Consider the following 25,610-nt stretch of genomic DNA (forward strand, 5'->3'; position numbering starts at 1 on the left):
GTCGGCAGTCAGATCGCCTTCGTTGTGCTGGCCGCCGGTCATGGCGACCGCATCATTGAACAGGATCTTGAATGTGATGTTCGTGCCCGCAGCCAGAGCGGCCCGGATCGCCTGAACGCCGGAATGGTTGTAGGTTCCGTCGCCCAGGTTCTGGAACACGTGTTTGGTGGTCGAAAACGGCGCCTCGCCGATCCAGTTCGCACCCTCGCCGCCCATCTGGGTGAAGCCGGTCGTGCTCCGGTCCATCCATTGCACCATGTAGTGGCAACCGATCCCGGCATAGGCCCGGCTGCCGTCCGGCACCTTGGTCGAGGTGTTATGCGGGCAGCCCGAACAGAAATACGGCAGGCGGGATGCGATTTCCTGTGCATTGTCGGCGCGGCGGGCATCGTCAAGTTTGCTCAACCCCGCGCGAATGCCGTCGGTATCGTGCCCCTCTTCGATCAGGATGTGTCCGATCTTTTCGGCAATCATCACCGGATCAAGCGCGCCGCGGGTCGGGAACAGTTCGTCGCGGTGCATGGTTCCTGCCCCACCCTTGTACCAACCATAGACGCGACGGCCGCGGCGGTCGTCAAAGATCGCCTCCTTGACCTGCACCTCGATCAGCTTGCGTTTTTCCTCGACGATGATGATCAGATCCAGGCCCTCGGCCCAGTCATGGAATCCCTGCATGTCCAGCGGGAAGGTCTGGCCGATCTTGTATGTGGTGATCCCCAGCCTCTCGGCTTCTTTCTCGTCAATGTGCAGCAGCGACATTGCATGCACGAGATCGAGCCAGTTCTTGCCAGCCGCCGCGATGCCGATCTTGGCGCCGGGTTTGCCCCACATGCGCTTGTCCATCTTGTTCGCATGAGAAAAGGTTTCGGCGGCAAACCGTTTGAAGTCGATGATACGCCCCTCTTGCAGGTGCGGAGTATCCCCCAATCGGATGTTCAGGCCGCCTTCGGGCATGTTGAACTCGGGCACCACCAGGTTCATGCGGTCGGGTCTGCCATCCACGACCGATGTCACTTCGATGGTGTCCTTCATGGTCTTGAGACCGACCCAAACGCCGGCGAACCGGCTGAGTGCAAAGCCGTAGATACCGTAATCGAGGATTTCCTGCACGCCCGCCGGGCTGACCACGGGCATGTACATATCGACCAGCGACCATTCCGATTGGTGCAGCACGGTCGAGCTTTCGCCGGTGTGGTCGTCCCCCATGGCCATCAGCACACCGCCATGCGCGCCGGTTCCAGACATGTTGGCGTGTCGCATCACGTCGCCTGAGCGATCGACCCCCGGCCCCTTGCCGTACCAAAGGCCGAACACGCCGTCGTATTTGCCATCGCCGCGCAACCCCGCCTGCTGACTGCCCCACAGGGCAGTCGCGGCCAGATCCTCGTTCAAGCCATACTGAAACACGACGTCATTCTGCGCCAATTGCTTTTGCGCGCGGCTCATCTGGAGGTCGACTGCCCCCAGTGGTGATCCGCGATAGCCGGTGACAAGCCCTGCGGTATTCAGGCCCGCCTGACGGTCTCGTTCCTTTTGCATGAGCATCAGGCGCACCAGCGCCTGCGTTCCGTTCAAAAGGACCGGGCTCTTTTCCAGATCGAACCGGTCATTGAGCGAAATCTTTTGCTGACTCATCCGACGTCTCCCCTCGCCAAACAGCGTGCTACACGTTGCCTCAATATTAGGTCATAATTTCTGACCTGTATAGGTAATTTTCTTGTTTCCGTTACAACGTCATCGTTTGAATGTGGAAATTGTTACCTCTTTCATATAGGGCTGCTGGCTCATAACGAAAGTTGCTGCGATGGATTGGGACAAGCTCAGAATATTTCACGCGGTTGCCGATGCGGGCAGCCTGACACATGCCGGGGACAAACTGAATCTGTCGCAATCTGCGGTCAGCCGACAGATCCGAGCACTGGAAGAATCACTCAATTCGACCCTGTTTCATCGCCATGCACGCGGGCTGATTCTCACCGAACAAGGCGAATTGCTGTTTGACGCCACATCCGCCATGTCCAAGCGGCTGGACGCCGCCGCAGCGCGTATTCGAGACAGCGAAGACGAGGTATTCGGCGAATTACGCGTCACCACGACCTTTGGGTTCGGAACTTTGTGGCTGGCGCCACGCCTGCCCAAGCTTTATGAGAAATACCCCGATCTGAACATCGATCTGATGCTGGAGGAGCGTGTGCTGGACCTGCCGATGCGCGAAGCAGACGTGGCGATCCGGATGAAAGAGCCCAGTCAGGCTGATCTTGTCAGAAAACGTCTGATGACCGTGCAGATGCAGCTTTACGCCACAAATGGCTATCTCGACAGTCACAACGGAATGCCGCAATCCCTGAGCGACATGGTAAACCACCGCCTGATCTGCCAGAATCCGTCCGCCGCACAGGTCGGTGCCAGCGCGTCACTTGTCCAACATCTGATGACGTACAATCCCGGCTCGTTGTTGACCGTGAACAATTATTTTGGGGTGTTGCAGGGCGTTCTGCACAATCTCGGAATTGGCGTCCTGCCTGACTACGTAACCGAAGATTTCCCGGATCTCGTTCGGGTTCTGCCTGATATCGAAAGCGCGGATGTTCCGGTGTATCTTGCCTATCCCGAAGAACTGAGACATTCACAGCGCATCGCGGCGTTTCGCGATTTCGTGCAGGATGAGATCATCGCGCACCGCAAGCATCTGAGGCAACTCGGAAAACTGTAGCTATGCACGCTGATCATATCGGACATGAGGCGCTTGCACCCTAGTTTCTCTTGAACGGTCGGTAACTCATTACTAAATGACATCTCGAAGGCGGTGATGCTGCAACGCTTACTTCCTTCATACCTCCCTGTTGGACTTTGGCCGAGCTTAGAGCTCGGCCTTTTTTTTGCTTTTTCCCCGACCCGCCGGATTCTATGGATTTCTCTGGAAAATATGTGGCAACAGCATATGATCGCGGAAAACAAACACAATTTCGTTACCGAGGGTCTTATATGTTCCGCTTCTTCCGCTTGGTTGTGGCAGCCTTTCTTTTTGCCATCCTGGGAACTGTGTCGATCGCGCAGGTACCTGGCAGCAATTTGTCGGCCAGTTCCGCAACAACACCCGTCGTTCCCGAAGATCTGACACCAGATCAGGTGGACGATCTTGTGGCGCGAATGTCGGACGACCAGGTCAGGGCGCTCTTGCTGGAACGCCTTGATGCGGTGGCGAAAAAGCAATCTGACTCCGGCAGCCCGAAAAAAGGCCTCGTCACTTCCATCACAGATACCGTCAATGCGATGGCTGCATCCTGGGTAGACGTGATCAGGAAATTGCCATCTCTCTTTTCCAAACAACTTGAAGCGATTACCAATTTTGCCACCACTTTCGGGTCAGGAAGGCTGCTTTCGCTTTTCGGATACACCTTGCTGGCACTGGCAATCGGATATGCTGCCGAAAAGGCCGTAGGCCTGTGGACAAGGAGATGGACCAGAGCCGTTCCCGGCGATGCGTCCGCCGACCTCCGTGGGGCAGTGACTTTCCTGTTCCGCCGTTTCTGTCGGGAACTGCTGGGCCTGGTCGTGTTCTATTATGTCTTGGTGTTCGTCGGACGGAGGTTGCTTGACGAACAACAGATCGCCCATGTGGCGCCATTCGTCTTTTATCTGATCTGGTTTCCAAGACTTGGTGCTGCGATCTCGCGCTTTGTTCTGGCCCCCGAAAAATCTTCGCTGCGATTGGTCAATGTCAACGATCACTGGGCGAAGTACCTGCACCGCAACTTGATCGGCCTTTTCCTGCTGATCGGTTTCACCTTGTTCATCATCGTATTCAACGTCGAAAATGGTGTATCGATGGCCGAAACCCGCCTTGGGTTCTGGCTGAACACCTCTATTCACATCTATATCGCGCTGATTGCCTGGACCGCCCGCGACGGCCTGAGCGATATGATGCGCGGGACGGATCCGGACCGCACCCAATTCGATGAACGCGTGGCGGAACTTTATCCTTACTTCGCCATCGGCGTATCGGTCGTGATGTGGTTCGTCGTCGAGTACCTGTCAGCAATCCGCAATCCGGAGGTTCTGGCCACTTTGGCGGAAGGCGCCCATTTCACGACCATGTTCTGGCTTTTGATCGTGCCGGCCATCGACACCCTGATCCGCGGGCTGGTGCGCCACCTGCAACCTCCGATGATCGGAGGCGGGCCGATTGCCGAGCGCGCATACAAGTCGACAAAACGCAGCTACATCCGGATCGGGCGCGTTCTTGCCGGGGTTTTTGTTGTCCTGATGATCGCAAATGCATGGGATCTGGACTTGCAGGAAATTGCCGGTGTCGGCACGGATGCCGGTGGCAAGGTGATCCAGTTCTTCATCATCGCGGCCATTGGCTATATTCTGAACGAAATCGTCTCTTTGTGGATCAACCGGCGTCTGGCCAGGGAGCAGACCGCGTCGGAACAGAGCCCGGACGAAGAAGCCGGCGAAGGCGGCGGTGCCGGCGGTTCAAGACTGGCAACGGTGCTGCCCTTGCTTCGGGTGACGGCTCAGGTCGCGATTGCCGTGATATTCGGCCTCTTGGCTCTTGGAGCGCTGGGCCTTGACATTACGCCCTTGCTGGCAGGGGCCGGGATCATGGGATTGGCCATCGGTTTTGGCGCGCAAAAGCTGGTCTCGGACATAGTCGGCGGCATCTTCTTCCTGATCGACGATGCATTCCGCGTCGGTGAATATGTCGATGTTGGTGGCACCACCGGGACCGTTGAAAAAATCTCGATCCGTTCGATGCAATTGCGCCACCATCGCGGCCCGGTTCACACCATCCCGTATGGCGAAATCCAGAAACTGACGAACTACAGCCGCGACTGGGTGATCATGAAGCTCAAGTTCACGGTGCCCTTCGACACTGATCCGAACAAGGTCAAGAAGATCTTCAAGAAAATCGGTGCCGAAATGATGGAAGATCCGCTCCACAAGGAAGGGTTCCTGCAACCCTTCAAGTCGCAGGGTGTGTTCGATTTCGATGACGTGGGCATGATCATCCGGGGCAAGTTCATGGCAAAGCCGGGCAAGCAGTTCACCTTGCGCAAGGAGATTTTCAACAGGGTCAAATCCGCATTCAAGGAAAACGGTATCGACTTTGCCCGCCGCGAAGTTCGCGTCGCGATTCCGGGACTGGAAGAAGCCGAACACCTGACCGACGAACAGAAAGCTGCGGTCGGAGCGGCCGCCGGAGAGGCGGTGAACCAGCAAGTCGCGCAGCAGGAGCAGAAAAAGTGAGGCTTTGGATGCAAGGTGTCCCCGACGAGGAGTAGATTTGGTTCGAAGTGCGGCGAGCATTGTGACGGCGTTACTGCTGCTAATGGCAGGAAGTGTTTCCGCCCAAAATGCGCGCGGGGTGGTCGATGCCAATGTCGGCGGCCTGGAACATGCCAGCGAGGATGAGAAATACGGGTTCAGGCGCGGTTCATTCGTGGTGGCCCCTATCCCATTTTCCAACCCTACGATTGGCTCGGGGCTGGTGCTGGGAGCCGGGTATTTGTTTCAACTCGACGAAGGTTCCGACCCGTCCTTCATCGGTGGAGGGGGGCTTCGTTCGGACAATGGCAGCAAGGCAGGCGCCGCGGCAATCAGCCTGAAACTTGATGACAACCGGTGGATCATCAAGGCGCTCTATGGCAAAGCTGACCTTCGATATGATCTGTATACCGGCACGGGGATCATTCCGATCCGGCAAGACGGAACGCTGGGCAAACTGAGCGTATCCTATGGGGTGACGCCGGATCTGTCATTTGGGGCCTCATTCCGCTATCTGGATACAACCATCACCCCCGCCTTTGCGGGGTTGCCGCCAATTCCTCCACCATTCGATCAGTTTCTGAGGGCGGAGATCGGCAATGTCGGCGTTGTATCCGACTGGGACACACGCGACGACACGATCTATCCCACTCGCGGCCACGCGCTGCATTTCGAGGCATTTCGCGGTTATGGCCTCAGCGGGCTGATTCAGGATTACTCCAAATCCTATGTGAACTACACTTTCTATCTCAGCCCCTGGGACCGCTCGGTCATAGCCAGCAGGTTGTCGTTATGCGCGTCATCCTCAGAGACGCCATTCTTTGATCAATGCGGGCTTGGCACCGTGGATGCGTTCCGCGGTTTTTCCGCCACCCAGTTCCTCGATCTGCGTTCGGCTTCGCTTCAGGTCGAGTTTCGTCAGCGCCTTTCCGACCGCATCGGGTTGGTCGCGTTCGGGGGCGTCGGGCAAGTAGGCCCTCACTTTCAGGATCTCGACGCCGACGGAACGCACGCAGCCTTTGGCATCGGCGCGCGCTACAGGGTGTCAAAAAAATTTCCGCTGGACTTTTCCGTCGATGCCAGCCGGAATGACCAGCACGAAAACACGCTCTATATATACGTCGGCCAGCGTTTCTGATCCATCTGCGCGTTCTTGGCACTTTCCCCCGGCACGCCCTTGCCCTAAAAGGCCCGCAATATCGGCCAGCTTGGGGACAGGACAGACGATGCAAGAGCCCGCCATCACACCGGAACTGATCGCAGCCCATGGGCTGAAACCCGATGAATACGACATGATCCTTGAAATCATCGGGCGCGAGCCGACCTTTACCGAGCTTGGAATTTTCTCGGCGATGTGGAACGAGCACTGCTCTTACAAATCCTCCAAGAAATGGCTTCGCACGCTGCCCACCTCGGGTCCGCAAGTGATCTGTGGTCCGGGCGAGAACGCGGGCGTCGTCGATATCGGCGATGGTCAGGCGGTGGTGTTCAAGATGGAAAGCCACAACCACCCGTCCTACATCGAGCCGTACCAAGGTGCGGCAACTGGTGTCGGCGGCATCCTGCGCGATGTTTTCACCATGGGCGCGCGCCCTATCGCCTCGATGAACGCGCTGAGCTTTGGAGAGCCCGGCCACCACAAGACCCGCCAGTTGGTCAATGGCGTCGTCGAGGGCATCGGCGGCTATGGCAACTGTTTTGGCGTACCTTGCGTTGGTGGCGAAGTCCGGTTCCACCCGGCCTACAACGGAAACTGCCTTGTGAACGCCTTTGCTGCGGGTCTGGCTGACAGCGACAAGATTTTCTATTCTGCCGCCTCGGGCGTCGGCATGCCGGTGGTTTACCTGGGCGCCAAGACCGGTCGCGATGGTGTCGGCGGCGCCACCATGGCCAGCGCCGAATTTGACGACACGATCGAGGAGAAGCGTCCCACCGTTCAGGTCGGCGACCCCTTTACCGAAAAACGCCTGATGGAGGCCTGTCTGGAATTGATGCAGACCGGCGCCGTCATTTCGATTCAGGACATGGGCGCGGCGGGCCTGACCTGTTCGGCGGTGGAAATGGGCGACAAGGGCGGTCTGGGCATCAAGTTGGACCTCGATGCAGTACCGCAACGCGAAGAGAACATGACCGCGTATGAGATGATGCTCAGCGAATCTCAGGAACGCATGCTGATGGTCCTGAAGCCCGAGAAAGAGGCCGAGGCCCGTGCAGTTTTCGAGAAATGGGATCTGGATTTCGCTATTGTCGGGGAAACGATTGCCGAAGACCGTTTCCTGATCGAGCACAATGGCGAGATCAAGGCCGATCTCGTTTTGTCAAAGCTGTCATCCACCGCGCCGGAATATGACCGCCCCTGGGCGCCCACACCTGCGGCGGAACCTTTGGCCGATGTACCGCAGATCGATCCGGTGGACGGCCTGCGCGCCCTGCTCTCTTCGCCCAACTATGCGGCGAAGCAGTGGGTCTATGAGCAATATGACACCATGGTCATGGCCGACAGCAGCCGCACGCCCGGTCTGGGCGCAGGCATGATCCGGGTGCACGGCACCGGCAAGGTGTTGGCCTTTACCAGCGATGTGACCCCCCGATATGTGCGTGCCAACCCCGAAGAAGGCGGCAAACAGGCAGTGGCCGAGGCCTATCGCAATCTGACGGCCGTTGGCGCGAAACCACTGGCGTCCACTGACAACCTGAATTTCGGCAATCCGGAAAAGCCGGAAATCATGGGGCAGTTCGTTGGTGCAATCAAAGGTATCGGCGCGGCCGTGGCCGCACTGGACATGCCGATCGTATCGGGCAACGTGTCCTTGTATAATGAGACAGATGGTCAGGCGATCTTGCCAACCCCGACAATCGGCGCAGTTGGCTTGCTGACCTCGACCGACGAGATCATAGGCAACGAAGTACGCGAGGGTCATGTGGCGCTGGTGATCGGTGAGACCGCGGGCCACCTTGGCCAGTCTGCGCTTTTGGCCGAAGTGTTCCACCGCGAAGACGGCGACGCGCCGCATGTCGATCTTGAGGCCGAAAAGCGCAATGGCGATTTCATCCGAGCCAATCGCGGCATGATCAAAGCCTGCACCGACCTCGGCGACGGCGGCCTTGCACTGGCGGCGTTCGAGTTGGCCGAAGCGGCGGGCGTGGGCGTTCATCTGGATGACGCACCGACCGAATTCCTGTTCGGCGAAGATCAGGCCCGCTATCTGGTTGCCTGCAACTTCGATCAGGCCGAAGCGCTGATGATCGCCGCTGGTCAGGCGGGCGTGCCGCTGGTATCCGTCGGCCGCTTCACCGGCGACAGTGTACGCATCGGTAGTTCCGAAGCCTCGCTGGCGGAGTTGAGTGAGATATTCCGCTCCAGCTTTGCCACCGCCGTGGCCTGATCGTCCGGCTGTACTTTCTGTCTGAAATAGCGGCAAATCCTGTGCTCTGACAATGGCGCAGGCTTTGCATCTGCGCGCAGCCGTGACGCACTTGCGCCCCTCTGCGCATCGCTCTACATCTTGGGAAAGACCTATTGGAGTTACCTACATGCCGATGAGCGCTTACGAAATCGAAAAGCTGCTGCGCCAAGCCTTTCCGGATGCGGACATTCAGGTCGGTGGCAATGATGGCGTTCACATGTCCGCCATGGTGGTGGATGAAAGCTTTCGCGGCAAGAACCGGGTTCAGCAACAGCGTGCGGTCTATGCGGCACTCAAAGGCAAGATGGACGGCCCGGACGGAGAGTTGCACGCACTGGCATTGACGACAAAAGCGCCGGAGTAGTGGATGAACCAATCGGATGGGCGTTACTACGGCTCGTTTATCTGATTTTGGATATTGTCAATTTCGTCGCAATACTCTTCTGCGACCTGCCAAAGCTACTGAAACACGGGCCTAGATATTGGCGCGTTACACGAAAAATGAGACGCCGCGCTTACGAACGACGCAAGGGATGAGTATCGATACATGACGTCTTGGCTGATATGGATCGGTTGCGGAATTGTCGCCTTGGTGGTTGCCGCCGCTGTGATTGAGGCTTATCTCAAACGCAACATCAGACGCCGGTTGTCGGATATGCGCCCTGACCCCGAAACCCTCAAACGCCGCCCGTGGGAGGCCGATGGGGTGTCAAAGGTGCATGACGAGAACCAAAGGTTGGAAAAAGGAAACTGGTGGCTTAGCCGCCGGATGACGAAATGAACCGCCCGTTGGGCAGATACAAGGACACGCAAGATGAGCGATGCAAAAACCCGGATCGACGAAACCGTCAAAGCCAATGATGTCGTGCTCTACATGAAAGGCACCAAGGAGATGCCTCAATGCGGCTTTTCCAGCCGCGTCGCCGGTGTGCTGAACTACATGGGTGTTGATTATACCGACGTCAACGTTCTGGCGGATGACGAAATCCGCCAAGGCATCAAGGACTATTCCGACTGGCCGACCATTCCGCAGCTTTACGTCAAGGGCGAGTTTGTCGGTGGCTGCGACATCATCACCGAGATGACCCTGTCGGGCGAACTGGACTCGATGTTCGACGAGAACGGCGTGAGCTATAACAAGGAAGCCGCCGACAAGATCCGCGAAGCCAACGCTTGATCTGACGGTCAGAGCGGGTGGTCATCGGGCTGCGCGCTCTGGCATTCCAATAGGCCGGCGTCACCGCTTGCCTGTCATGCTCTAGCGACTGGAACAGTTCCTGTACAAGATCCGTTCAGGGGCTGTTGATCCCGTCGCCTGATGAGTGATCGTCGCATCCCAGCCTTTCGAGCGCAGGACATAGGTGCCAACCGCATCAACCGATTCATAGCGGATGCCCGAACCGCTGGGGGCTTGCCGCATCGATACGAGCACCCCGTCAACAACCATGGCCGCCGCCGACGTTCCGTCTGTTGCATTGAAATAGGACACCGGGATCTGAGTACCGCCTTCGCAAGTGAAGCTGACAGAAAGAATGTCGATCTCAGCCACGGCACTCGTGGCAAGAACTGACAGTGCCACGCCGCAGGCAAAAAAACGCGCACCCCTCATTTGCCTGCCTTCTCTTCAATAGCCGCGGCAAGAGACTCGGCCCGCGCCGCCATTTCGGCCAGCGTGTCCGTCACCGAAGGCGGGATGACTGCAACCTCGATCCTTTCGGGTTCCGGCATTGGTGCGTTGCGTAACGCCACCAACTGCGCCTCGCGTTCGGCAAGTTTCGCCTCAACCGCCTTGATCCGGTCCTCGGCTGCCGCGGCCTTGTCTGCAAGCATCAGCCCGGCCATCAGCAGCATGCGGGCTTCGGGCATCCGCCCGATCTGATCGGACAGAACCTGCGCCTCGTCATCGAGCATCTTGGCGGCTGCGTGCAGATAGGATTCCTCACCCTCCTGACAGGACACGTCGAAACCGCGCCCGCCGATATGAATGGTCACGTCCGGCATTACTCCACCTCTCCTTCTGCCAGGTTGGCATTGGCCAAAAGCGGTTCCAACCGGGCCAGTACCGCGCGCGCTTCGGCGGCATCGGTCGCCCGTACCGCGCGCAAGGCTTCCAGTTCCTTTTCGGCCGCTTCGTTGAGCAGTTCATGATCGGTCAATCCGGCTTCGGCCGCCGCCTTGAGCTTGGCGATCGTGTCGCGCAGCTCGTCATTGGATTTCCGCAAACGTCGAAGATCGCCGTCCAGCCGGACCATCGCCTCTGCGTGGCTGACCCGTTCAGCACGAAGCATTTCCAGTTCCGCACTCAACTCCGCCACACGCTCGGAATTGGCCAGTTCTGCCTTGAGCGCCGCAATCTCGGCCTTGAGCGGACCCACTTCCTCTACCGCGTCCAGGGCGGCTTTGGCCTCGGCCAGTTCAGACCGCAACGCATCGGCCATTTCGCCGCCGCTCAACTCATCTCGCAGCGCCGCAATCTCGGCAGAATGGCGATCTCTCAGCGTATTGAGACGCTCTTCAAGTTGCGCGTTTGCCAGCCGTTCTTCCTGCAAGGCTTCGCTCAGCCCTGGTTCCTGACCGCCGTCAGTCGAGGCCTTTCCTTCCAGTGCGTCGACACCGGCACTGATCCGCTCCATTGCGGACAGGATGCGGTGGTGCAATTGTTCGATCTGGCTCATGCCTGTTTCACCTTTGATCCAAGGTTCATTGTTTTGCCTGCCGCCACGAATCGGAGGGGGCTGGCGATAGCACTAGTCTAACGAAACGGGGCGGAAAATACCCCCCTTTTGCTTTCAACGACTTGCAGGCCACAGTTGAGGTCCCCGCCCCGTTTCGTGCCGGGTTCTGCTTGCACTTTGAGGGTTGGATGCTATTGAGCGCGCAATTCGCCCGTAATTCAAAGGAACAAGTCCCGTGGACCTGACTGCGCTGCGCAATGCCAACCCCGAACACTGGGCCAAGGCCTCGGCCATCCGCTCTCTGACCCTCGACGCTGTGGCCACTGCCAATTCCGGCCATTCCGGCATGCCGATGGGCATGGCCGATGTGGCGACGGTTTTGTTCGAAAAGCATCTGAAGTTCGATGCCGCAAATCCGACATGGCCGGATCGTGACCGGTTCATCCTGTCTGCTGGCCACGGTTCGATGCTGATCTATTCGCTGCTCTATCTGACCGGCAGCGCTGAAATCACGCTGGACGAGATCAAGAACTTCCGCCAGTTGGGCGCCAAAACCGCGGGCCATCCGGAGAATTTCCTGGCAAGCGGCATCGAAACCACCACCGGCCCGCTGGGCCAGGGCATTTCCAATGCCGTGGGCTTTGCCATGGCCGAGGAAATTCAGCGTGCGCACTACGGCGGGAAAGTTGTCGATCACTATACGTACGTGATTGCAGGCGACGGCTGTCTGATGGAAGGCGTCAGCCAGGAAGCGATAGGTTTGGCGGGGCGTCACGAACTGAGCAAGCTGATCGTGTTCTGGGACAACAACAACATCACCATCGATGGCACCGTCGAATTGTCGGACCGCACCGATCAGGTGCGCCGTTTCACCGCCTCGGGCTGGCATGTTATCGAAATCGACGGTCATGACCCCAAAGCCATTGACGCCGCCATCGAGCAGGCCAAGAAATCGAAGAAACCGTCGATGATCGCCTGCAAAACCCATATCGCGCTTGGTCACGCGGCGCAGGACACTTCGAAAGGCCATGGCGCGCTGACGGATGCCGAGCAGCTGAAAGCCGCGAAAGCAGCCTATGGCGCACCGTTGGGCGCCTTCGAGGTTCCTGCCGACGTCAAGGCGGCGTGGGAAGCTATCGGGGCACGTGGCGCGACCGAACGGGCAGCCTGGGAGGAGCGCTTTGCCGCCCTTTCGGACCGCAAGCAGGCCGAGTTCAACCGCGCCTATGCCTTTGAAGCACCCAAAAAGCTGGGCAGCGTCATCCGGGCGCTGAAAAAGCAGGTCTCGGAAGACCAGCCCAAACTGGCAACCCGCGCTGCATCGGAAAAGGTGCTGAGCGTGGTCAACCCGGTGATGACCGAAACGGTGGGCGGCTCGGCCGATCTGACCGGCTCGAACAACACCAAGACCGGCGATCTGGGCGTGTTCGATCCGGAAAACCGCAAGGGCCGGTACATCTATTGGGGCATTCGCGAACACGGCATGGCGGCAGCGATGAACGGCATGGCGCTGCACGGCGGTATCCGCCCCTATGGCGGAACCTTCATGTGCTTTACCGACTATGCCCGCCCGGCGATGCGTTTGGCCGCGCTTATGAAAATTCCGACGGTTTTCGTCATGACCCATGACTCAATCGGATTGGGCGAAGACGGCCCCACCCATCAGCCGGTCGAGCATCTGGCGATTTCTCGCGCGACGCCCAACACCTATGTCTTCCGTCCCGCCGACACGGTGGAGACCGCTGAAAGCTGGGAAATGGCGCTGACGTTCAAGAACAGCCCATCAGTGCTGTCGCTGACCCGTCAGGGCGTTCCGACCGTGCGCACCGATCACAAGACCCGCAACCTGACCTCGCAAGGCGCGTATGTTCTGGCCGAGGCAGAAGGTAAGCGTCAGGCCATCCTGATCGCCACCGGGTCCGAGGTGGCCATTGCGATGGACGCCAAGGCAAAGCTGGAGGCCGAAGGGATCGGAACCCGCGTCGTTTCGATGCCTTGCATGGAACTTTTTGCCGAACAGGACGAAGCCTATCGCAAAAAGGTTCTTCCCGCAGGCCCGGTTCGCGTCGGCATCGAGGCTGCCGTGCGGGCGGGCGGCTGGGATCGCTGGCTGCTGGGCGAACGTGGCCGCGAGGCCAAGGCCGCCTTTATCGGCATGTCGAGCTTTGGCGCGTCGGCCCCGGCGGATGAGCTGTACAAACACTTTGGCATCACGGCAGACGCAACGGTTGCCAAGGTGAAAGAGTTGCTAACTTAGCCCAAACCGCGATCCAAGAAAAAAACAGGAGCCCTCGGGCTCCCTCTTACTTTCGACTATTCACTCAAAGTCATCGGAATTCGAATCTGACCGATGTACCTACTGCAGCAAAACCACAGACACGCCACTGCGCCTGGCCAGCTCTTTCATCAAGTATTGCCTGTTCTTTTTTAGCGGAAAAGGAATTCCGCTCATTCCCAATCCAAAGGGATCGCCACGAGTGTATTCCTCTTCAGCCAAGATGTGTTGATTTGCTTTGATGCAATTATACTCTCCACCCCTCCCCCCAGTTACCGGATTAATTGTCTGGGGTCCGTACTTCCAACAGAGCTGCGCATATTTCGATCCACGAACAGGTGCTTTAACAGTCCATTCCCCCACTACCACATCCGTATTTCCTGGATACCACAAAAAGGCTCGACCTTCTGGGTCGAGATATTCAACCTGAGTTCCGTGCTGGACATTGTAGTCCAGATATGTCGCACCTGAATATCGTTCACGCATTCCTGCAACTGAAAAGGTTGCAGAGGGATACCTTTCAATCTCAGCAGACCATCGGGCCTGATCTATCTTAAGCTTTTCTTGAAACTCTCTAGGGGTCAAACCACTTGAACAACCACAGATCGAACCAGAAAGGACTACAAGGATAAGGGTTTTCGTCAGCGGCACCAGAGGTTTACGCTCCATCCAAATCTCGAATACTCGGCTGCGGGAATGGATTTTCCGATGGCCCCGGTCGGTACCGGTTGGCCAAGAACGGGAACAGTGCCGGGCGGAACTGAGTATTGTCGTCCAAACGAATTCCTTGTCACCTTCCGCCCCTGACACACCGTTTGAAGCGCAATGTCCTGTCCCATCTTGAAGGCGTTACTCGCGTTCTCATCGGTGCCGTAAGCCGCAGCAAATCTTTCGGCGGTCTCACGATTCAGCGGTGACAAAAAGATGTTGGACTTAGAGTAGGAGGTTCCTTCCGAAACTATGAGTCTAACACTTACTGGATAACCCGCGTGTGGACCGTCGTTTGGTCTTTTAGAAACCGAGGCGCTTATGTAGCGCAACTTCTGCTGTTCGGTCGGCATTTTAATAATTACATACGAGCTAACAAGGCTAGGGTCTGAGTAGGTTGGCGCGGGCGTTCTTGTTGTCTGGTGTGAAGCAGAACAAGCCGAAAGAAGAGAGACGGAAACAGCCAGTACGGCGATGGCTCGCTTCGATATGCGATTCAACAGTTTTACTCCTAGAAACAAAAGGTTGTTTAATTGCCTAACCACAGAGGCAGGGTTTCGTTTTGAACGTATGGTCCTTGGCTTATTATACTTCAAGTCTTAAAAAATACCGGCCCCACAACCTTGGTTGCCAGCGGGATCAACAGCAGCCCCAGCGCCACCCCGAACACCCCGTCCATCGCCGCCTTGGCTGTCCACTCAGCAAAGCCGGCCCAGCCGGCGGGCACGGAATGACCGACGGCATAGGCCCAGTCGTGGATCAGATGGCCCAGCCAGCCAAAGCCCAGCACCTCCAGCCCGTGGATGATGATGGAGCCGCCGACCCACAGCATCGCCGCGGTGCCGACCACCGACAGGATCTTCATCAGCACCGGCATGAACTTGACCAGCCCGCGCCCCAGGCCACGGCCCACAGGCGTCGGCGCGTTTTGCGCCAGGAAAAGGCCCACGTCGTCCATTTTCACAATCAGCCCGACCGAGCCATAGACCGCGACAGTCACGCCAACACCGACCACGGCCAGCGTTGCCGCCTGCATCCAGACATTGGGCACCTCGATGGCCGCCAGAGCAATCGTCATGATTTCCGCCGACAGGATGAAATCTGTCTTGATCGCCCCCTTGACCTTCTGCGCTTCCAGGTGGCCGGGATCCTTGATGCTCATGTCCTCGTCGATGGCATGACTGCCATGCGGGAAAAGCACGTGAAAGATCTTTTCCGCGCCTTCGAAACACAGATAGGCGCCGCCAATCATCAGAAGCGGTGTGATCAACCAGGGCGCGAAATTCGCCAGCAACATCGCCACCGGCAAAAGCAGGATCAGCTTGTTGAACAGCGAGCCACGCGCAATTTTCCAGATGATCGGCAGTTCCCGCGCCGGAGCGAAACCCTGCACGTATTTCGGCGTCACCGCCGCATCGTCGATGATCACGCCTGCGGTTTTGGCGCCAGCCTTCCCCGCAGCTGCCGCCACGTCATCGACTGATGCCGCCGCGACCTTGGCAATTCCCGCCACATCATCCAGCAAAGCCAGAAGACCACTCATTCCCGCGTCCTTTCGCTCATCCTGCCGCTTTGGAACCCTACCTGATCCAAGGCTTAGCGCAAGCGTTAGCGCAACCGCTCAAGTTTTGCGCTAACATATTCAATTTACGCCGCTTTTGATCTTTCTGTACAGGTCTGGCGCGTCTATATGGCCTGCAAGTTTCACGTCATTCGGAGTCGCAATATGACCATCAAGGTTGGCATCAACGGTTTTGGCCGCATCGGTCGCTGCACCCTGTCCCACATCGCCGCTTCGGGTCGCGATGATATCGAGGTGATCAAGGTCAACGCGACCGGCCCACTGGAAACCGCCGCCCACCTGATCAAGTATGACAGCGTGCATGGCCGCTTTCCCGGCGATGTGACCATCGGCAACGGCACCATGAACCTGGGTCGTGGCGATATGCAGATGTTCTCGACCTACGACATGAACGAGCTGGACTGGTCGGGCTGCGACGTGGTTCTGGAATGCACCGGCAAGTTCAACGACGGCGAAAAGGCCAAGGCGCATCTGGAACGTGGCGCCAAAAAGGTGCTGCTATCCGCGCCCGGCAAGAACGTCGACAAGACCATCGTCTTTGGCGTCAATGACGACCAGCTGGAAGCCGGCGACAAGATGATCTCGAATGGCTCCTGCACGACCAATTGCCTGGCACCTCTGGCCAAGGTTCTGGACGAGGGCGTCGGTATCGAGCATGGAATCATGACCACCATCCACGCCTATACCGGCGATCAGCCGACGCTGGACCGCCGCCACAAGGATCTGTATCGCGCCCGCGCTGCAGCCATGTCGATGATCCCGACCACGACCGGCGCCGCCAAGGCTTTGGGTGAGGTCCTGCCGCGTCTCAAGGGACGTCTGGACGGCTCGGCCATCCGGGTGCCCACCCCGAACGTGTCAGCCGTTGACCTGACTTTCCGCGCAGGCCGCGACGTGACCGCTGAAGAAATCAACGCATTGGTCAAGGCGGCCGCCGATGGCCCGATGAAGGGCGTGTTGGGGTATGAACCCGCGCCGCTGGTGTCGACAGACTTCAACCACACCGAAGAAAGCTCGATCTTTGCGCCCGATCAGACCCGCGTAGTCGATGACCGCATGGTGCGCGTGCTGGCCTGGTACGACAACGAGTGGGGTTTCTCGGTTCGAATGGCGGACGTTGCCGTAGCCATGGGAAAACTCGGCTGAATTTGACTTAACACCTTGAGATGAAACGCCCGCTCAGGTTATCTGGGCGGGCGTTTTCAATTGCACCGGGGCCCACATGACCAACAGAATCGCCGTCTGGTTTTTGGTTCTGCTGCTGGGAGCCGTCATGCTTGATTACAGCCTGTTCGGCACCGAGCACCTGCTTTTCCTTGGCAAGAAACTTTACGATTTTCTGGATTGGCTCGCCTTTTGGCGATGACGAGCGTCAAGTCTTGACATTTGGTGTTACTTCGCGATGTTAGCGCTAACTTTTCTTGGGAACGCGAACTTTCGGAGCGAATATGACAATCAACCTTGCCATAAATGGATTTGGCCGCATCGGTCGGGGGATACTTCGTGCGTCCATGGAAAGCGGGCGCAAGGACGTGCAAATCGTCGCGATCAACGACTTGTCTTCGCCACAGATCAATGCGCATCTCTTTGAATTCGACAGCGTCCATGGCCGATATTCGAAGCCCGTGAAACTGACCGACACGCATCTGGATGTTGGGGCCGGGCCGATCCGGTTGACCGGCATTCAAGCTCCTGAAGATCTGAATTGGTCTGACGTGGACGTTGTTCTGGACTGTACCGGAGTATTCCGAACCCACGAAGGCGCCGCGCGCCACCTGAAGAACGGGGCAGGCAAAGTTCTGATTTCCGCACCGGCCCGAGGGGATACTCCGGTCAAAACCGTTGTTTTTGGCGTCAACGATCATGAACTCACCGATGAGCATCGGATCGTGTCAAACGCCTCCTGCACGACGAACTGCCTGGCTCCTGTCGCTGCCGCGTTGGATGCAGGTGTTGGTATCAAGCACGGCTCGATGACGACGGTGCACGCCTATACCGTCAGCCAACCCGTCCACGATACGGCGACCAAGGACCCCTATCGCTCGCGCGCTGCAGCCTTGTCGATGATTCCCAGCACAACTGGCGCCGCTGCGGCGGTCGGTCTTGTCCTGCCGCAATTAGCCGGAAAGCTCAGCGGGCAGGCAATCCGGGTGCCTACCCCGAATGTCTCGGTTGTCGATCTGGTTGTCGAGGTGTCGCGCCCCACCACGGTTGAGGAAGTCAACCGGATGCTGTGCGAGGCTGCTGCCAGAATACCGCAGGTTCTTGCGGCGGAGGACCGTCCCCTCGTTTCGGTCGACTTCAACCACGATCCGCATAGTTCCACAGTGTCCCTGTCCGAAACCACCGTTACCGATGGCACTCTGGTTCGGGTTCTGGCCTGGTATGACAACGAATGGGGCTTTTCAAACCGGATGCTGGATACGGCTGCGGTGATGGGAGCGATTGGTTCGCGATCTTCAGTGAAGCCGGTCCACCAAGGCGTCGCGAACTCGGGGCGTGACGAACTTCGACACGTCCCCGCCTAAGCGGGCAATTTCCTTGACCAGTTTCGAGGCGATGGCCTGGTGCCGCGCCTCGGCCATCAGGAATACGGTTTCGACGGAACTGTCCAATGCCCGGTTCATGCCGACCATCTGGAATTCGTACTCGAAATCCGCGACCGCGCGCAGACCACGAATGATGATTTGCGCGCCTACGTCATTTGCGCAATCGATCAGAAGGTTCTCAAACGGGTGCGCAACGATCTCAGTTCCGGTTTGTTCACTCAACTGCGCGCATTCGGCCTCGATCATCGCCACACGCTCTTCCAGATTGAACAACGGACCCTTGTCCCGGTTGATCGCAACGCCGATCACCAGTTTGTCCACCAATGCTGCGGCACGGCGGATAATGTCTATATGACCCAAGGTAATCGGATCGAAGGTACCGGGATACAATCCAACCCGCATGTCGCTCTCCTGCGCAAGATTGTTTCTGCGGAAGCAAACACAACTTCGCTGCAGGTGCAAGAGGGCACGCCGCCCACGGCGCACCCATGCTTCAACCCGCAGTGAATCAGTGACCCATGATCATACCTTCCAGGGCATCCTTTTCCATTGCCAGTTCAGCAAGTTGCGCCTTGACCGCGTCACCCAGGGTCACGATGCCGATCAGCTTACCTTCTTCGACCACAGGCATATGGCGGAACCGCCTTTCAGTCATCTGTGAAAGAATATCCTGAACGCTGGCCAGACTGGTGCAGGTCACAAGATCGGATGTCATGTACTCGCTGACGGCCTGTGTCAGGCATCCACTCCCGCTTGCGGCAAGCTCTCGTACGATGTCGCGTTCGGATAGAATCCCGACGGCTGTCTGCCCGTCATCATCCGACACCACGACCGTCCCGATGCGCTTTTCCGCGAGGATTTTCGCAACCTCCGACACAGTCGCGGAGGATCCAACGGTGACCACGCCCGAGGTCGCCTTGGATTTCAGAATGGCCTGTACGAGCATATGCAATACCTCCGAAATATAATTGCCGTATTACAAAGCGTTGCTGCATTGCATGGCCCTGTCAAGATGAAGCTGCCGCCTCCAGCCGCGCTACCTCGTCGCGTATGCCGCGGCTGAGCGCCTCGGCGAACCGGTTCAGACGCTCGTTGCGCTTGTCGCCCAAATGCCGCACCAGATGAAACCCTCGGGTCAGACTGATCTGATCGGTCAGGATTTTCCTGAGCTGCGGATGGAATGGCAAAGTGAAATCATGGGCCACGCAAACCCCGGTTCCCAACGTCACCTGGCGCAATTGGACAGAGACCGAATTGGACGCGAGTGGAACCCGTTCGATACCAATGTCGTTCAGGTAATCCAGTTCCCGGTCAAAGATCATATCGGGGATGTAACCGATCATGCGATGGCCCTTGAGGTCCTCAACCGAATTGATCCGGGGATGGGAGGCGAGGTAATCTTGCGTGGCAACCAAGTGCAGTTTGTAGTCACTGATCCTCTGCACCAGCAATTGCCCCGCCGTGGGCGCGCTCACTGTCACCGCCATATCCGCCTCGCGGCGAGACAGATTGATGATCCGAGGCAATGCAAGAATCTGGATGTCGAGATCGGGATTCGCGTCGCTGATCCTGGCGCAGACTTGTGGCAACAGATAGTTGGCGCTCCCGTCCGGTGCCCCGATGCGGATCTGGCCTGACAGTTTTTCAGCCGGTCCAGCCATTGCCCCTGCTGCCAGTCGCATCGCCTCTTCGGCCTGTTCACCATGTTTCAGCAACCGTTCCCCGGCGGGCGTCAGCACATAGCCCTGTGGCGATTTCGTGAAAAGCGGAGCACCGAGAGCGGTTTCAAGGCGCGATATCCTGCGACCGACAGTTGCCGGGTCCAGTTTAAGCTGCTTTCCGGCACCTGACAGGCTTTCCTCCCGCGCTACGGCAAGAAACACCTTCATGTCATCCCAGTTCGGCTCCATTCCGCACCTACAAATTTGCAAAACTGCTTTGGAATATTGCCTCTGTTCAGTTGATTTATGCAAGCCTATGGTGCGCGCAACGTCACCGGAGGAGTTTCACATGCAAGAACTTTATCACTTCATCAATGGCAAACACGTCGCTGGCACGTCCGGCCGTACTGCCGATGTCTTCAACCCCGCAACTGGCGAAGTGCAATATCAGTGCCCGATGGCCAGCGCAGCCGAAACCACGGCCGCCATCGAACAGGCAGCTGCCGCACAGCCACAATGGGCCGCCTTCAACCCCCAGCGCCGCGCTCGCGTAATGATGGCCATGGTCGGTTTGATGAACCGCGACATGGACAAGCTGGCCGAGGCGCTGAGCCGAGAGCATGGCAAGACCCTGCCCGACGCCAAAGGTGACCTGCAGCGCGGTCTCGAGGTGATCGAATACTGCATCGGCGCGCCGCAGATGCTGAAAGGCGAATTCACCGACAGCGCCGGCCCCGGCATCGACATGTATTCGATGCGCCAGCCGTTGGGCGTGGTGGCCTCGATCATGCCGTTCAACTTTCCCGCCATGATGCCGCTGTGGCACGTGGGCCCTGCACTGGCTTGCGGCAACGCCGTGGTGCTGAAGCCCTCTGAACGCGACCCATCGGTGCCGCTGATGTTGGCGGAACTGTTCGTCGAGGCCGGACTGCCCGAAGGCGTCTTCCAGGTCGTCAACGGCGACAAGGAAGCGGTTGATACCCTTCTCGACAGCGACATCATTCAAGGCGTGTCTTTCGTGGGCTCCACCCCGATCGCGCAGTACATCTATGCCCGCGCCACCGCGAATGGCAAACGGGCCCAGTGTTTCGGCGGTGCCAAAAACCACATGATCGTGATGCCCGATGCCGACATGGATCAGGCGGCAGACGCTCTGGTCGGCGCCGGCTTCGGCGCGGCAGGCGAACGCTGCATGGCCGTATCGGTCGCCGTGCCGGTGGGCGAGGAAACTGCCGATCGTCTGATCGAAAAGCTGGTTCCGCGCATCGAAAAGCTGAAAGTTGGCCCTTACACTGCCGGTGACGACGTCGACATGGGCCCCGTCGTGACTCGTGAGGCAAAAGAACGGATCATGGGCTTGATCCAGTCCGGTGTCGATCAGGGTGCGGAGCTGGTTGTCGATAACCGCAACTTCTCATTGCAGGGTTACGAAGACGGCTTCTTTGTCGGCCCGCACCTGTTTGACCGCGTCACCCCCGACATGGACATCTACAAAACCGAGATTTTCGGCCCGGTCCTGTCCACTGTGCGCGCCGGATCTTACGAAGAAGCCATAGGTTTGGCGATGAGCCACGAATATGGAAACGGCACCGCGATTTATACCCGTGATGGCGACACCGCCCGTGATTTCGCCAGCCGCATCAACATCGGCATGGTCGGTATCAATGTTCCGATCCCGGTTCCGCTGGCCTATCACACCTTTGGCGGCTGGAAGAAATCCATGTTCGGCGACCTGAACCAGCACGGCCCCGACAGCTTCAAGTTCTACACCCGCACCAAGACCGTGACCGCCCGCTGGCCGTCCGGCATCAAGGAAGGCGGCGAGTTCAACTTCAAGGCCATGGATTGATCGACCTGCAACAACCGTCTTGACGACCCCGGCCAAACGGTCGGGGTCTTTTGTTCAGGCAGTTCTTTGCCGGACACAACCTGATTTCGCATCACGCTCACGCAAATTTCGAAAATTCCATCTTTAAAAGTGAACGCGCAGCGCATAATTTCCCGCGCAAATACATATCGAGCAGCGACATTCCGGAGGCAATCTTGTCCCAGCCCAAAATATCACGCCGCAGCATTCTATTGGGTGCCGCCACTACTTTGGCCACCCCTGCCCTCGTTCGCGCGCAGAGCGCTTTTCCGGCAGAGGAACCTCCGATCGAGACGCAGGTGCCCGTACGTCGCAATATCTCGTCTTTCTCGCAACAAAGCTGGCAGGACCATTTTGACCAACTGGGTGTCGGTTGCCTGCTGGCGGACATCACCAGCCGCGCGGTGCACTATTGGGGTGGCGATGGGCAGACGTATCGCCTGTACCCGTCCTCGGTACCGATGAGCGAAGAACTGACAAAGCGCGGCTATACTGAAGTTGTGCGCAAAACCGAGAACCCAAGCTGGACCCCGACGGCGTCGATGCGCGAGCGGGACCCGACCCTGCCTGTTCGTATCGATGGCGGCGACCCAGGAAATCCGCTTGGCTCCCGCGCCATGTATCTGACCTGGCCCGCATATCTGGTTCATGGCACGCACGACACCCGAAAGATCGGGCGTCAAAGCTCATCCGGTTGCATTGGCCTTTACAACCGCCACGTCGAGGAACTGTATCAACTGGTGCAGGTCGGCACCCAGGTCCGGCTGGTTTAATAACAAAAAGCCCCGGCCACCAAGGGCCGGGGCAGTCTGCCTGAACACAGGGGTGCTCACTCAGGCAGCAGGACCGTATCTATGACGTGAATCACTCCGTTCGACGCTTCGATATCGGCCTGAACTACCTTGGCTTTGTCTACCTTTACGCCATTGCGAGCGTTTACGCTCAGCCGGTCGCCCTGCACGGTCAGAACTTGCGCGCGTTTACCGGCAATATCACCCGACATGATCTCGGCCGGCACGACGTGATAGGTCAGGATGGCGACCAGTTGATCCTTGTTTTCCGGCTTCAACAGATTTTCCACCGTTCCCTCGGGAAGTGCCGCGAAGGCTTCATCCGTTGGGGCGAATACCGTGAATGGCCCTTTGCTTTTCAGCGTTCCCACAAGGTCCGCAGCCTGAACCGCCGCAACCAGAGTGTTGAAAGAACCTGCTGCGACCGCTGTGTCGACAATGTCCATTTCTGCTTTGGCCTGCAACGGCACCGCGCCCGCGAATGCAACGCTTGCCGCAGCTACGGCTCCCAAAAACCCTCTTCGAAACATATCGGAAATCTCCTCTCCCGCTTGTGATGAAAGGAGATACGCAGCCTTTTTCAGATCGGATCAAAATTAATTTGAGTAATTTTCTGAACCCAGAGGCTTTGGGCCCTGCCAGCCTTGAGAAATGGCAATTCCTCTACTGCATCCGGGCGGGCTTGCTGCAAGTAATAACCGGGCCAAAGCATCTCGAATCCACCGGACTGAAGCAGGGCGTGCAACACGTACTGTTCGGCCCATCCCGGGCAATCATAAAAAAACCGTTTCGGGTATTCATAGGGTAGGAACACGTCATGCACGTGGATGACCACACCAGGCTTCAATTGCGGGATGATGCGGCAGAACAGATGCGCCACGTCGTTGCTCATCCTTACGACATGGCTGGAGTCGATGAACAGGATGTCATCCGCTTCGAGCTCGGCAAACAGCTCCGGCTCCACGTCTTCAAGGCGCTTCTGTTCAAACCGATCCACCACATGCGCGATGTCGGCCCTTGGATACGGGTCGATCGCGGTAATCCGGGTATCCAGCCCGCCGTCGATGCTGGCCTGACGTGTTACCCTGGTAGAATTGCCGCATCCAACCTCGATCACGCGCTTTGGCTGATACCGTCGGACCATTAGGTAAAGCGCGTCCGCATCTGGACTGTCGAAATAGCCGTTTTCAGTGCGGTATCCTGTCTGGTTTTTGGATGGGTCCTTCAACGCTGCAAGTGCATTGCCGTGGGCCTCATAGTCTTCGACCAGGCTGGTGATATCGAAATCCTGCATCCCCGGCGACAATGTATATGCGGGGCGATCCAGGCCTCCTGCCCGTTCAAAGGCTTCAAGCCTCGCGCGCTCGTCCAATTCTCTGGTCTTGTCGATCAGTTTTACCCCGAATGAATCCAGCATCGCGTTTATCCGGGGGAACTTTCTGGGCTTCACCTGAGCGGTCCTTTTTCATTGCGGCTTCGCGCCTCAATACCCGGCCCACAGCGCCTTTCGCAAGAACCTGCGCCCAAACCCTTGGCAAAAAGGGCATTTCCGTATTCACTAGACGAAATTTCGAACGGGAGGCACGACATGCAGCAGGAGTTTACGCTGGGTATCGAGGAAGAATACCTGCTGGTCGACAAGGATTCCCTGCAACTTTCCGAAGCACCTGCGGCATTGATGGAAGCGTGCCAGAGTGATTTCGAAGGTCAGGTCAGTCCGGAGTTCCTGCAATGCCAGATCGAGGTCGGCACCCGCCCCCACGCCACGATTGCCGGCGCACGCGACGACCTCAAGCGTCTGCGGTCCTGCGTGTCCCAACGCGCCGCAGAGCACAATCTGGCGCCGATCGCCGTGTCATGCCATCCCTTCGCCAACTGGAAAGATCAGCATCACACCCGCAAGGAACGCTATGACGCATTGCAGCATGCCCTGGGCGGCGTTGCCCGACGCATGCTGATTTGCGGAATGCACGTTCATGTCGGCATCGAAGACGCATCCCTGCGCGCCGATCTGATGCCCCAGTTGTGCTATTTCCTGCCTCATCTTCTTGCCTTGTCGACCTCGTCACCCTTCTGGAATGGCGAGGACACAGGCCTGTCCTCATATCGCCTGACAGTCTTTGACAACCTGCCGCGAACCGGATTGCCGCCGAGTTTTGGCAGTTGGGCGGAATACCAGCGTACCACCGGTATTCTGGTTGAACTCGGCGTGATCGAGGACACGACAAAAATCTGGTGGGATTTGCGGCCATCGCATCGGTTTCCGACCCTTGAGACCCGGATCATGGATGTTCAGCCGAGACTGGAACATACGCTGTCGCTGGCCGCAATGAACCAGGCGCTTGCGCGCATGCTGTGCCGCCTCAAGGACCGCAACCTGCGCTGGCGCCACTATGACCGTTTCCTGATCGGAGAGAACCGCTGGCGCGCGCAACGCTATGGTGTAGGCGAAGGCCTGATCGACTTCGGTGACCGGTCGATCAAGCCGATGATCGAGTTGATGGACGAATTGATAGGCATGTTGGCCGAGGATGCCGAAGCTCTTGGAACGCTGCCTGAGATTGCTCGTCTGCGCCAGATTGCCAATACCGGCACCTCCGCGACCCGCCAGCGCCGGGTCCATGCTGAAGCCATTTCCAGAGACGAAGATGGCGGTCAGGCAGTCGTTAGACACCTGATCGAAGAATTCCACGCAGACCTCTAGTCTGTCGACAAGCCAAGTCAGGCCGCATCAAACAGCAATGGCTCTTTCTGTCGTTGAAAAACTTCTGTAAGAATTCAGAAATAAACAGTCGTTCAATTCATCGCGCGCAAGGGAGAC

25 protein-coding genes are annotated in these 25,610 nt (G+C 57.9%); 14 read left to right on the forward strand and 11 right to left on the reverse strand.

The window, feature by feature from the left end; genetic code table 11:
- Positions 1-1,635: thiamine pyrophosphate-dependent enzyme (locus tag AC2FLX_RS13110; RefSeq protein WP_496875444.1), on the reverse strand; the 1,635-nt coding region annotated here is incomplete at its 3' end.
- Between the two features lie 169 nt (positions 1,636-1,804).
- On the opposite strand from AC2FLX_RS13110, the gene AC2FLX_RS13115 reads away from it, so the two are divergent.
- The 7 genes from AC2FLX_RS13115 to grxD all read left to right on the forward strand — a co-directional run bounded on the left by AC2FLX_RS13115 (position 1,805) and on the right by grxD (position 9,858).
- The gene (locus tag AC2FLX_RS13115) at positions 1,805-2,713 is read left to right on the forward strand and encodes a LysR family transcriptional regulator (protein ID WP_480748376.1); all 909 of its coding nucleotides are present in this window, start codon (positions 1,805-1,807) and stop codon (positions 2,711-2,713) included.
- A gap of 272 nt (positions 2,714-2,985) precedes the next feature.
- Positions 2,986-5,256: a mechanosensitive ion channel family protein gene (locus AC2FLX_RS13120; RefSeq protein WP_496809645.1), complete on the forward strand. Its 2,271-nt coding sequence runs from the start codon at positions 2,986-2,988 to the stop codon at positions 5,254-5,256.
- 61 nt (positions 5,257-5,317) lie between these two features.
- Positions 5,318-6,412: a BamA/TamA family outer membrane protein gene (locus AC2FLX_RS13125; RefSeq protein ID WP_496809646.1), complete on the forward strand. Its 1,095-nt coding sequence runs from the start codon at positions 5,318-5,320 to the stop codon at positions 6,410-6,412.
- Positions 6,413-6,500: 88 nt separating this feature from the next.
- On the forward strand, positions 6,501-8,660 hold the full coding sequence (purL, locus tag AC2FLX_RS13130) for a phosphoribosylformylglycinamidine synthase subunit PurL (RefSeq protein ID WP_496809647.1): 2,160 nt from the start codon (positions 6,501-6,503) through the stop codon (positions 8,658-8,660).
- Between the two features lie 148 nt (positions 8,661-8,808).
- Positions 8,809-9,045 (forward strand): BolA/IbaG family iron-sulfur metabolism protein, encoded by a 237-nt coding sequence (locus tag AC2FLX_RS13135; protein ID WP_480748372.1) that lies wholly within the window; start codon positions 8,809-8,811, stop codon positions 9,043-9,045.
- Positions 9,046-9,228: 183 nt separating this feature from the next.
- Positions 9,229-9,462, forward strand: coding sequence for a hypothetical protein (locus tag AC2FLX_RS13140; RefSeq protein WP_496744146.1), 234 nt, complete (start codon positions 9,229-9,231; stop codon positions 9,460-9,462).
- A 33-nt stretch (positions 9,463-9,495) separates the two neighbouring features.
- Positions 9,496-9,858: a Grx4 family monothiol glutaredoxin gene (gene grxD, locus AC2FLX_RS13145; protein ID WP_480748370.1), complete on the forward strand. Its 363-nt coding sequence runs from the start codon at positions 9,496-9,498 to the stop codon at positions 9,856-9,858.
- An 81-nt stretch (positions 9,859-9,939) separates the two neighbouring features.
- Here grxD and AC2FLX_RS13150 read toward each other — a convergent pair whose 3' ends face one another.
- From AC2FLX_RS13150 to AC2FLX_RS13160, 3 genes are read right to left on the reverse strand one after another with little or no spacing between them, the layout of a single operon-like run.
- The gene (locus AC2FLX_RS13150) at positions 9,940-10,290 is read right to left on the reverse strand and encodes an MliC family protein (RefSeq protein WP_496744144.1); all 351 of its coding nucleotides are present in this window, start codon (positions 10,288-10,290) and stop codon (positions 9,940-9,942) included.
- Positions 10,287-10,682, reverse strand: a complete 396-nt coding sequence (locus AC2FLX_RS13155) for a cell division protein ZapA (RefSeq protein ID WP_480748368.1) — start codon at positions 10,680-10,682, stop codon at positions 10,287-10,289. Before AC2FLX_RS13155 ends, AC2FLX_RS13150 begins: the two co-directional genes overlap by 4 nt.
- Positions 10,682-11,356, reverse strand: a complete 675-nt coding sequence (locus tag AC2FLX_RS13160) for a hypothetical protein (RefSeq protein ID WP_496809648.1) — start codon at positions 11,354-11,356, stop codon at positions 10,682-10,684. The genes AC2FLX_RS13155 and AC2FLX_RS13160 overlap by 1 nt, the downstream gene beginning before the upstream one ends.
- Before the next feature lie 235 nt (positions 11,357-11,591).
- Here AC2FLX_RS13160 and tkt point away from each other — a divergent pair, with 235 nt between their 5' ends.
- Complete coding sequence (gene tkt / locus AC2FLX_RS13165) at positions 11,592-13,613, forward strand: transketolase (protein WP_496809649.1); 2,022 nt, start codon at positions 11,592-11,594, stop codon at positions 13,611-13,613.
- A 99-nt stretch (positions 13,614-13,712) separates the two neighbouring features.
- Here the strand turns inward: tkt and AC2FLX_RS13170 are convergent, their stop codons facing one another.
- Positions 13,713-14,300 (reverse strand): hypothetical protein, encoded by a 588-nt coding sequence (locus AC2FLX_RS13170; protein WP_496809650.1) that lies wholly within the window; start codon positions 14,298-14,300, stop codon positions 13,713-13,715.
- Positions 14,301-14,931: 631 nt separating this feature from the next.
- Positions 14,932-15,882 carry a DUF808 domain-containing protein gene (locus tag AC2FLX_RS13175; protein ID WP_496806896.1) on the reverse strand — a complete coding sequence of 317 codons (951 nt, stop codon included), beginning with the start codon at positions 15,880-15,882 and terminating at the stop codon, positions 14,932-14,934.
- A 183-nt stretch (positions 15,883-16,065) separates the two neighbouring features.
- Here AC2FLX_RS13175 and gap (AC2FLX_RS13180) point away from each other — a divergent pair, with 183 nt between their 5' ends.
- The 3 genes from gap (AC2FLX_RS13180) to gap (AC2FLX_RS13190) all read left to right on the forward strand — a co-directional run bounded on the left by gap (AC2FLX_RS13180) (position 16,066) and on the right by gap (AC2FLX_RS13190) (position 18,449).
- Positions 16,066-17,067, forward strand: a complete 1,002-nt coding sequence (gap, locus tag AC2FLX_RS13180; RefSeq protein WP_480748363.1) for a type I glyceraldehyde-3-phosphate dehydrogenase — start codon at positions 16,066-16,068, stop codon at positions 17,065-17,067.
- Between the two features lie 76 nt (positions 17,068-17,143).
- Positions 17,144-17,287, forward strand: coding sequence for a hypothetical protein (locus tag AC2FLX_RS13185; RefSeq protein WP_496744133.1), 144 nt, complete (start codon positions 17,144-17,146; stop codon positions 17,285-17,287).
- An 82-nt stretch (positions 17,288-17,369) separates the two neighbouring features.
- The gene (gap, locus tag AC2FLX_RS13190) at positions 17,370-18,449 is read left to right on the forward strand and encodes a type I glyceraldehyde-3-phosphate dehydrogenase (RefSeq protein ID WP_480748361.1); all 1,080 of its coding nucleotides are present in this window, start codon (positions 17,370-17,372) and stop codon (positions 18,447-18,449) included.
- Here the strand turns inward: gap (AC2FLX_RS13190) and coaD are convergent.
- From coaD to AC2FLX_RS13205, 3 genes are all read right to left on the reverse strand, one after another.
- Positions 18,381-18,872 (reverse strand): pantetheine-phosphate adenylyltransferase, encoded by a 492-nt coding sequence (gene coaD / locus AC2FLX_RS13195; RefSeq protein ID WP_480748360.1) that lies wholly within the window; start codon positions 18,870-18,872, stop codon positions 18,381-18,383. The two genes, gap (AC2FLX_RS13190) and coaD, sit on opposite strands and share 69 nt — an antisense overlap.
- A gap of 106 nt (positions 18,873-18,978) precedes the next feature.
- The gene (locus AC2FLX_RS13200; RefSeq protein ID WP_496744129.1) at positions 18,979-19,416 is read right to left on the reverse strand and encodes a CBS domain-containing protein; all 438 of its coding nucleotides are present in this window, start codon (positions 19,414-19,416) and stop codon (positions 18,979-18,981) included.
- Positions 19,417-19,477: 61 nt separating this feature from the next.
- A complete protein-coding gene (locus tag AC2FLX_RS13205; RefSeq protein ID WP_480748358.1) occupies positions 19,478-20,380 on the reverse strand; it encodes a LysR family transcriptional regulator in 903 nt (300 codons plus the stop codon).
- A 100-nt stretch (positions 20,381-20,480) separates the two neighbouring features.
- Here AC2FLX_RS13205 and AC2FLX_RS13210 point away from each other — a divergent pair, with 100 nt between their 5' ends.
- Together AC2FLX_RS13210 and AC2FLX_RS13215 are read left to right on the forward strand one after the other, a co-directional pair.
- Entirely contained in the window at positions 20,481-21,980 is a 1,500-nt protein-coding gene (locus tag AC2FLX_RS13210) for a CoA-acylating methylmalonate-semialdehyde dehydrogenase (RefSeq protein WP_480748357.1), read from the forward strand.
- Positions 21,981-22,174: 194 nt separating this feature from the next.
- Positions 22,175-22,771 carry a L,D-transpeptidase gene (locus tag AC2FLX_RS13215; protein WP_480748356.1) on the forward strand — a complete coding sequence of 199 codons (597 nt, stop codon included), beginning with the start codon at positions 22,175-22,177 and terminating at the stop codon, positions 22,769-22,771.
- A 56-nt stretch (positions 22,772-22,827) separates the two neighbouring features.
- Here the strand turns inward: AC2FLX_RS13215 and AC2FLX_RS13220 are convergent, their stop codons facing one another.
- Positions 22,828-23,319, reverse strand: coding sequence for a fasciclin domain-containing protein (locus tag AC2FLX_RS13220; RefSeq protein WP_480748355.1), 492 nt, complete (start codon positions 23,317-23,319; stop codon positions 22,828-22,830).
- Between the two features lie 50 nt (positions 23,320-23,369).
- Entirely contained in the window at positions 23,370-24,206 is an 837-nt protein-coding gene (locus AC2FLX_RS13225; RefSeq protein ID WP_480748354.1) for a class I SAM-dependent methyltransferase, read from the reverse strand.
- A 171-nt stretch (positions 24,207-24,377) separates the two neighbouring features.
- On the opposite strand from AC2FLX_RS13225, the gene AC2FLX_RS13230 reads away from it, so the two are divergent.
- Positions 24,378-25,493 (forward strand): carboxylate-amine ligase, encoded by a 1,116-nt coding sequence (locus tag AC2FLX_RS13230; RefSeq protein WP_496809651.1) that lies wholly within the window; start codon positions 24,378-24,380, stop codon positions 25,491-25,493.
- Positions 25,494-25,610 lie beyond the last annotated feature (117 nt).

The sequence above is a fragment of the Ruegeria sp. YKSF57 genome (assembly GCF_059612585.1).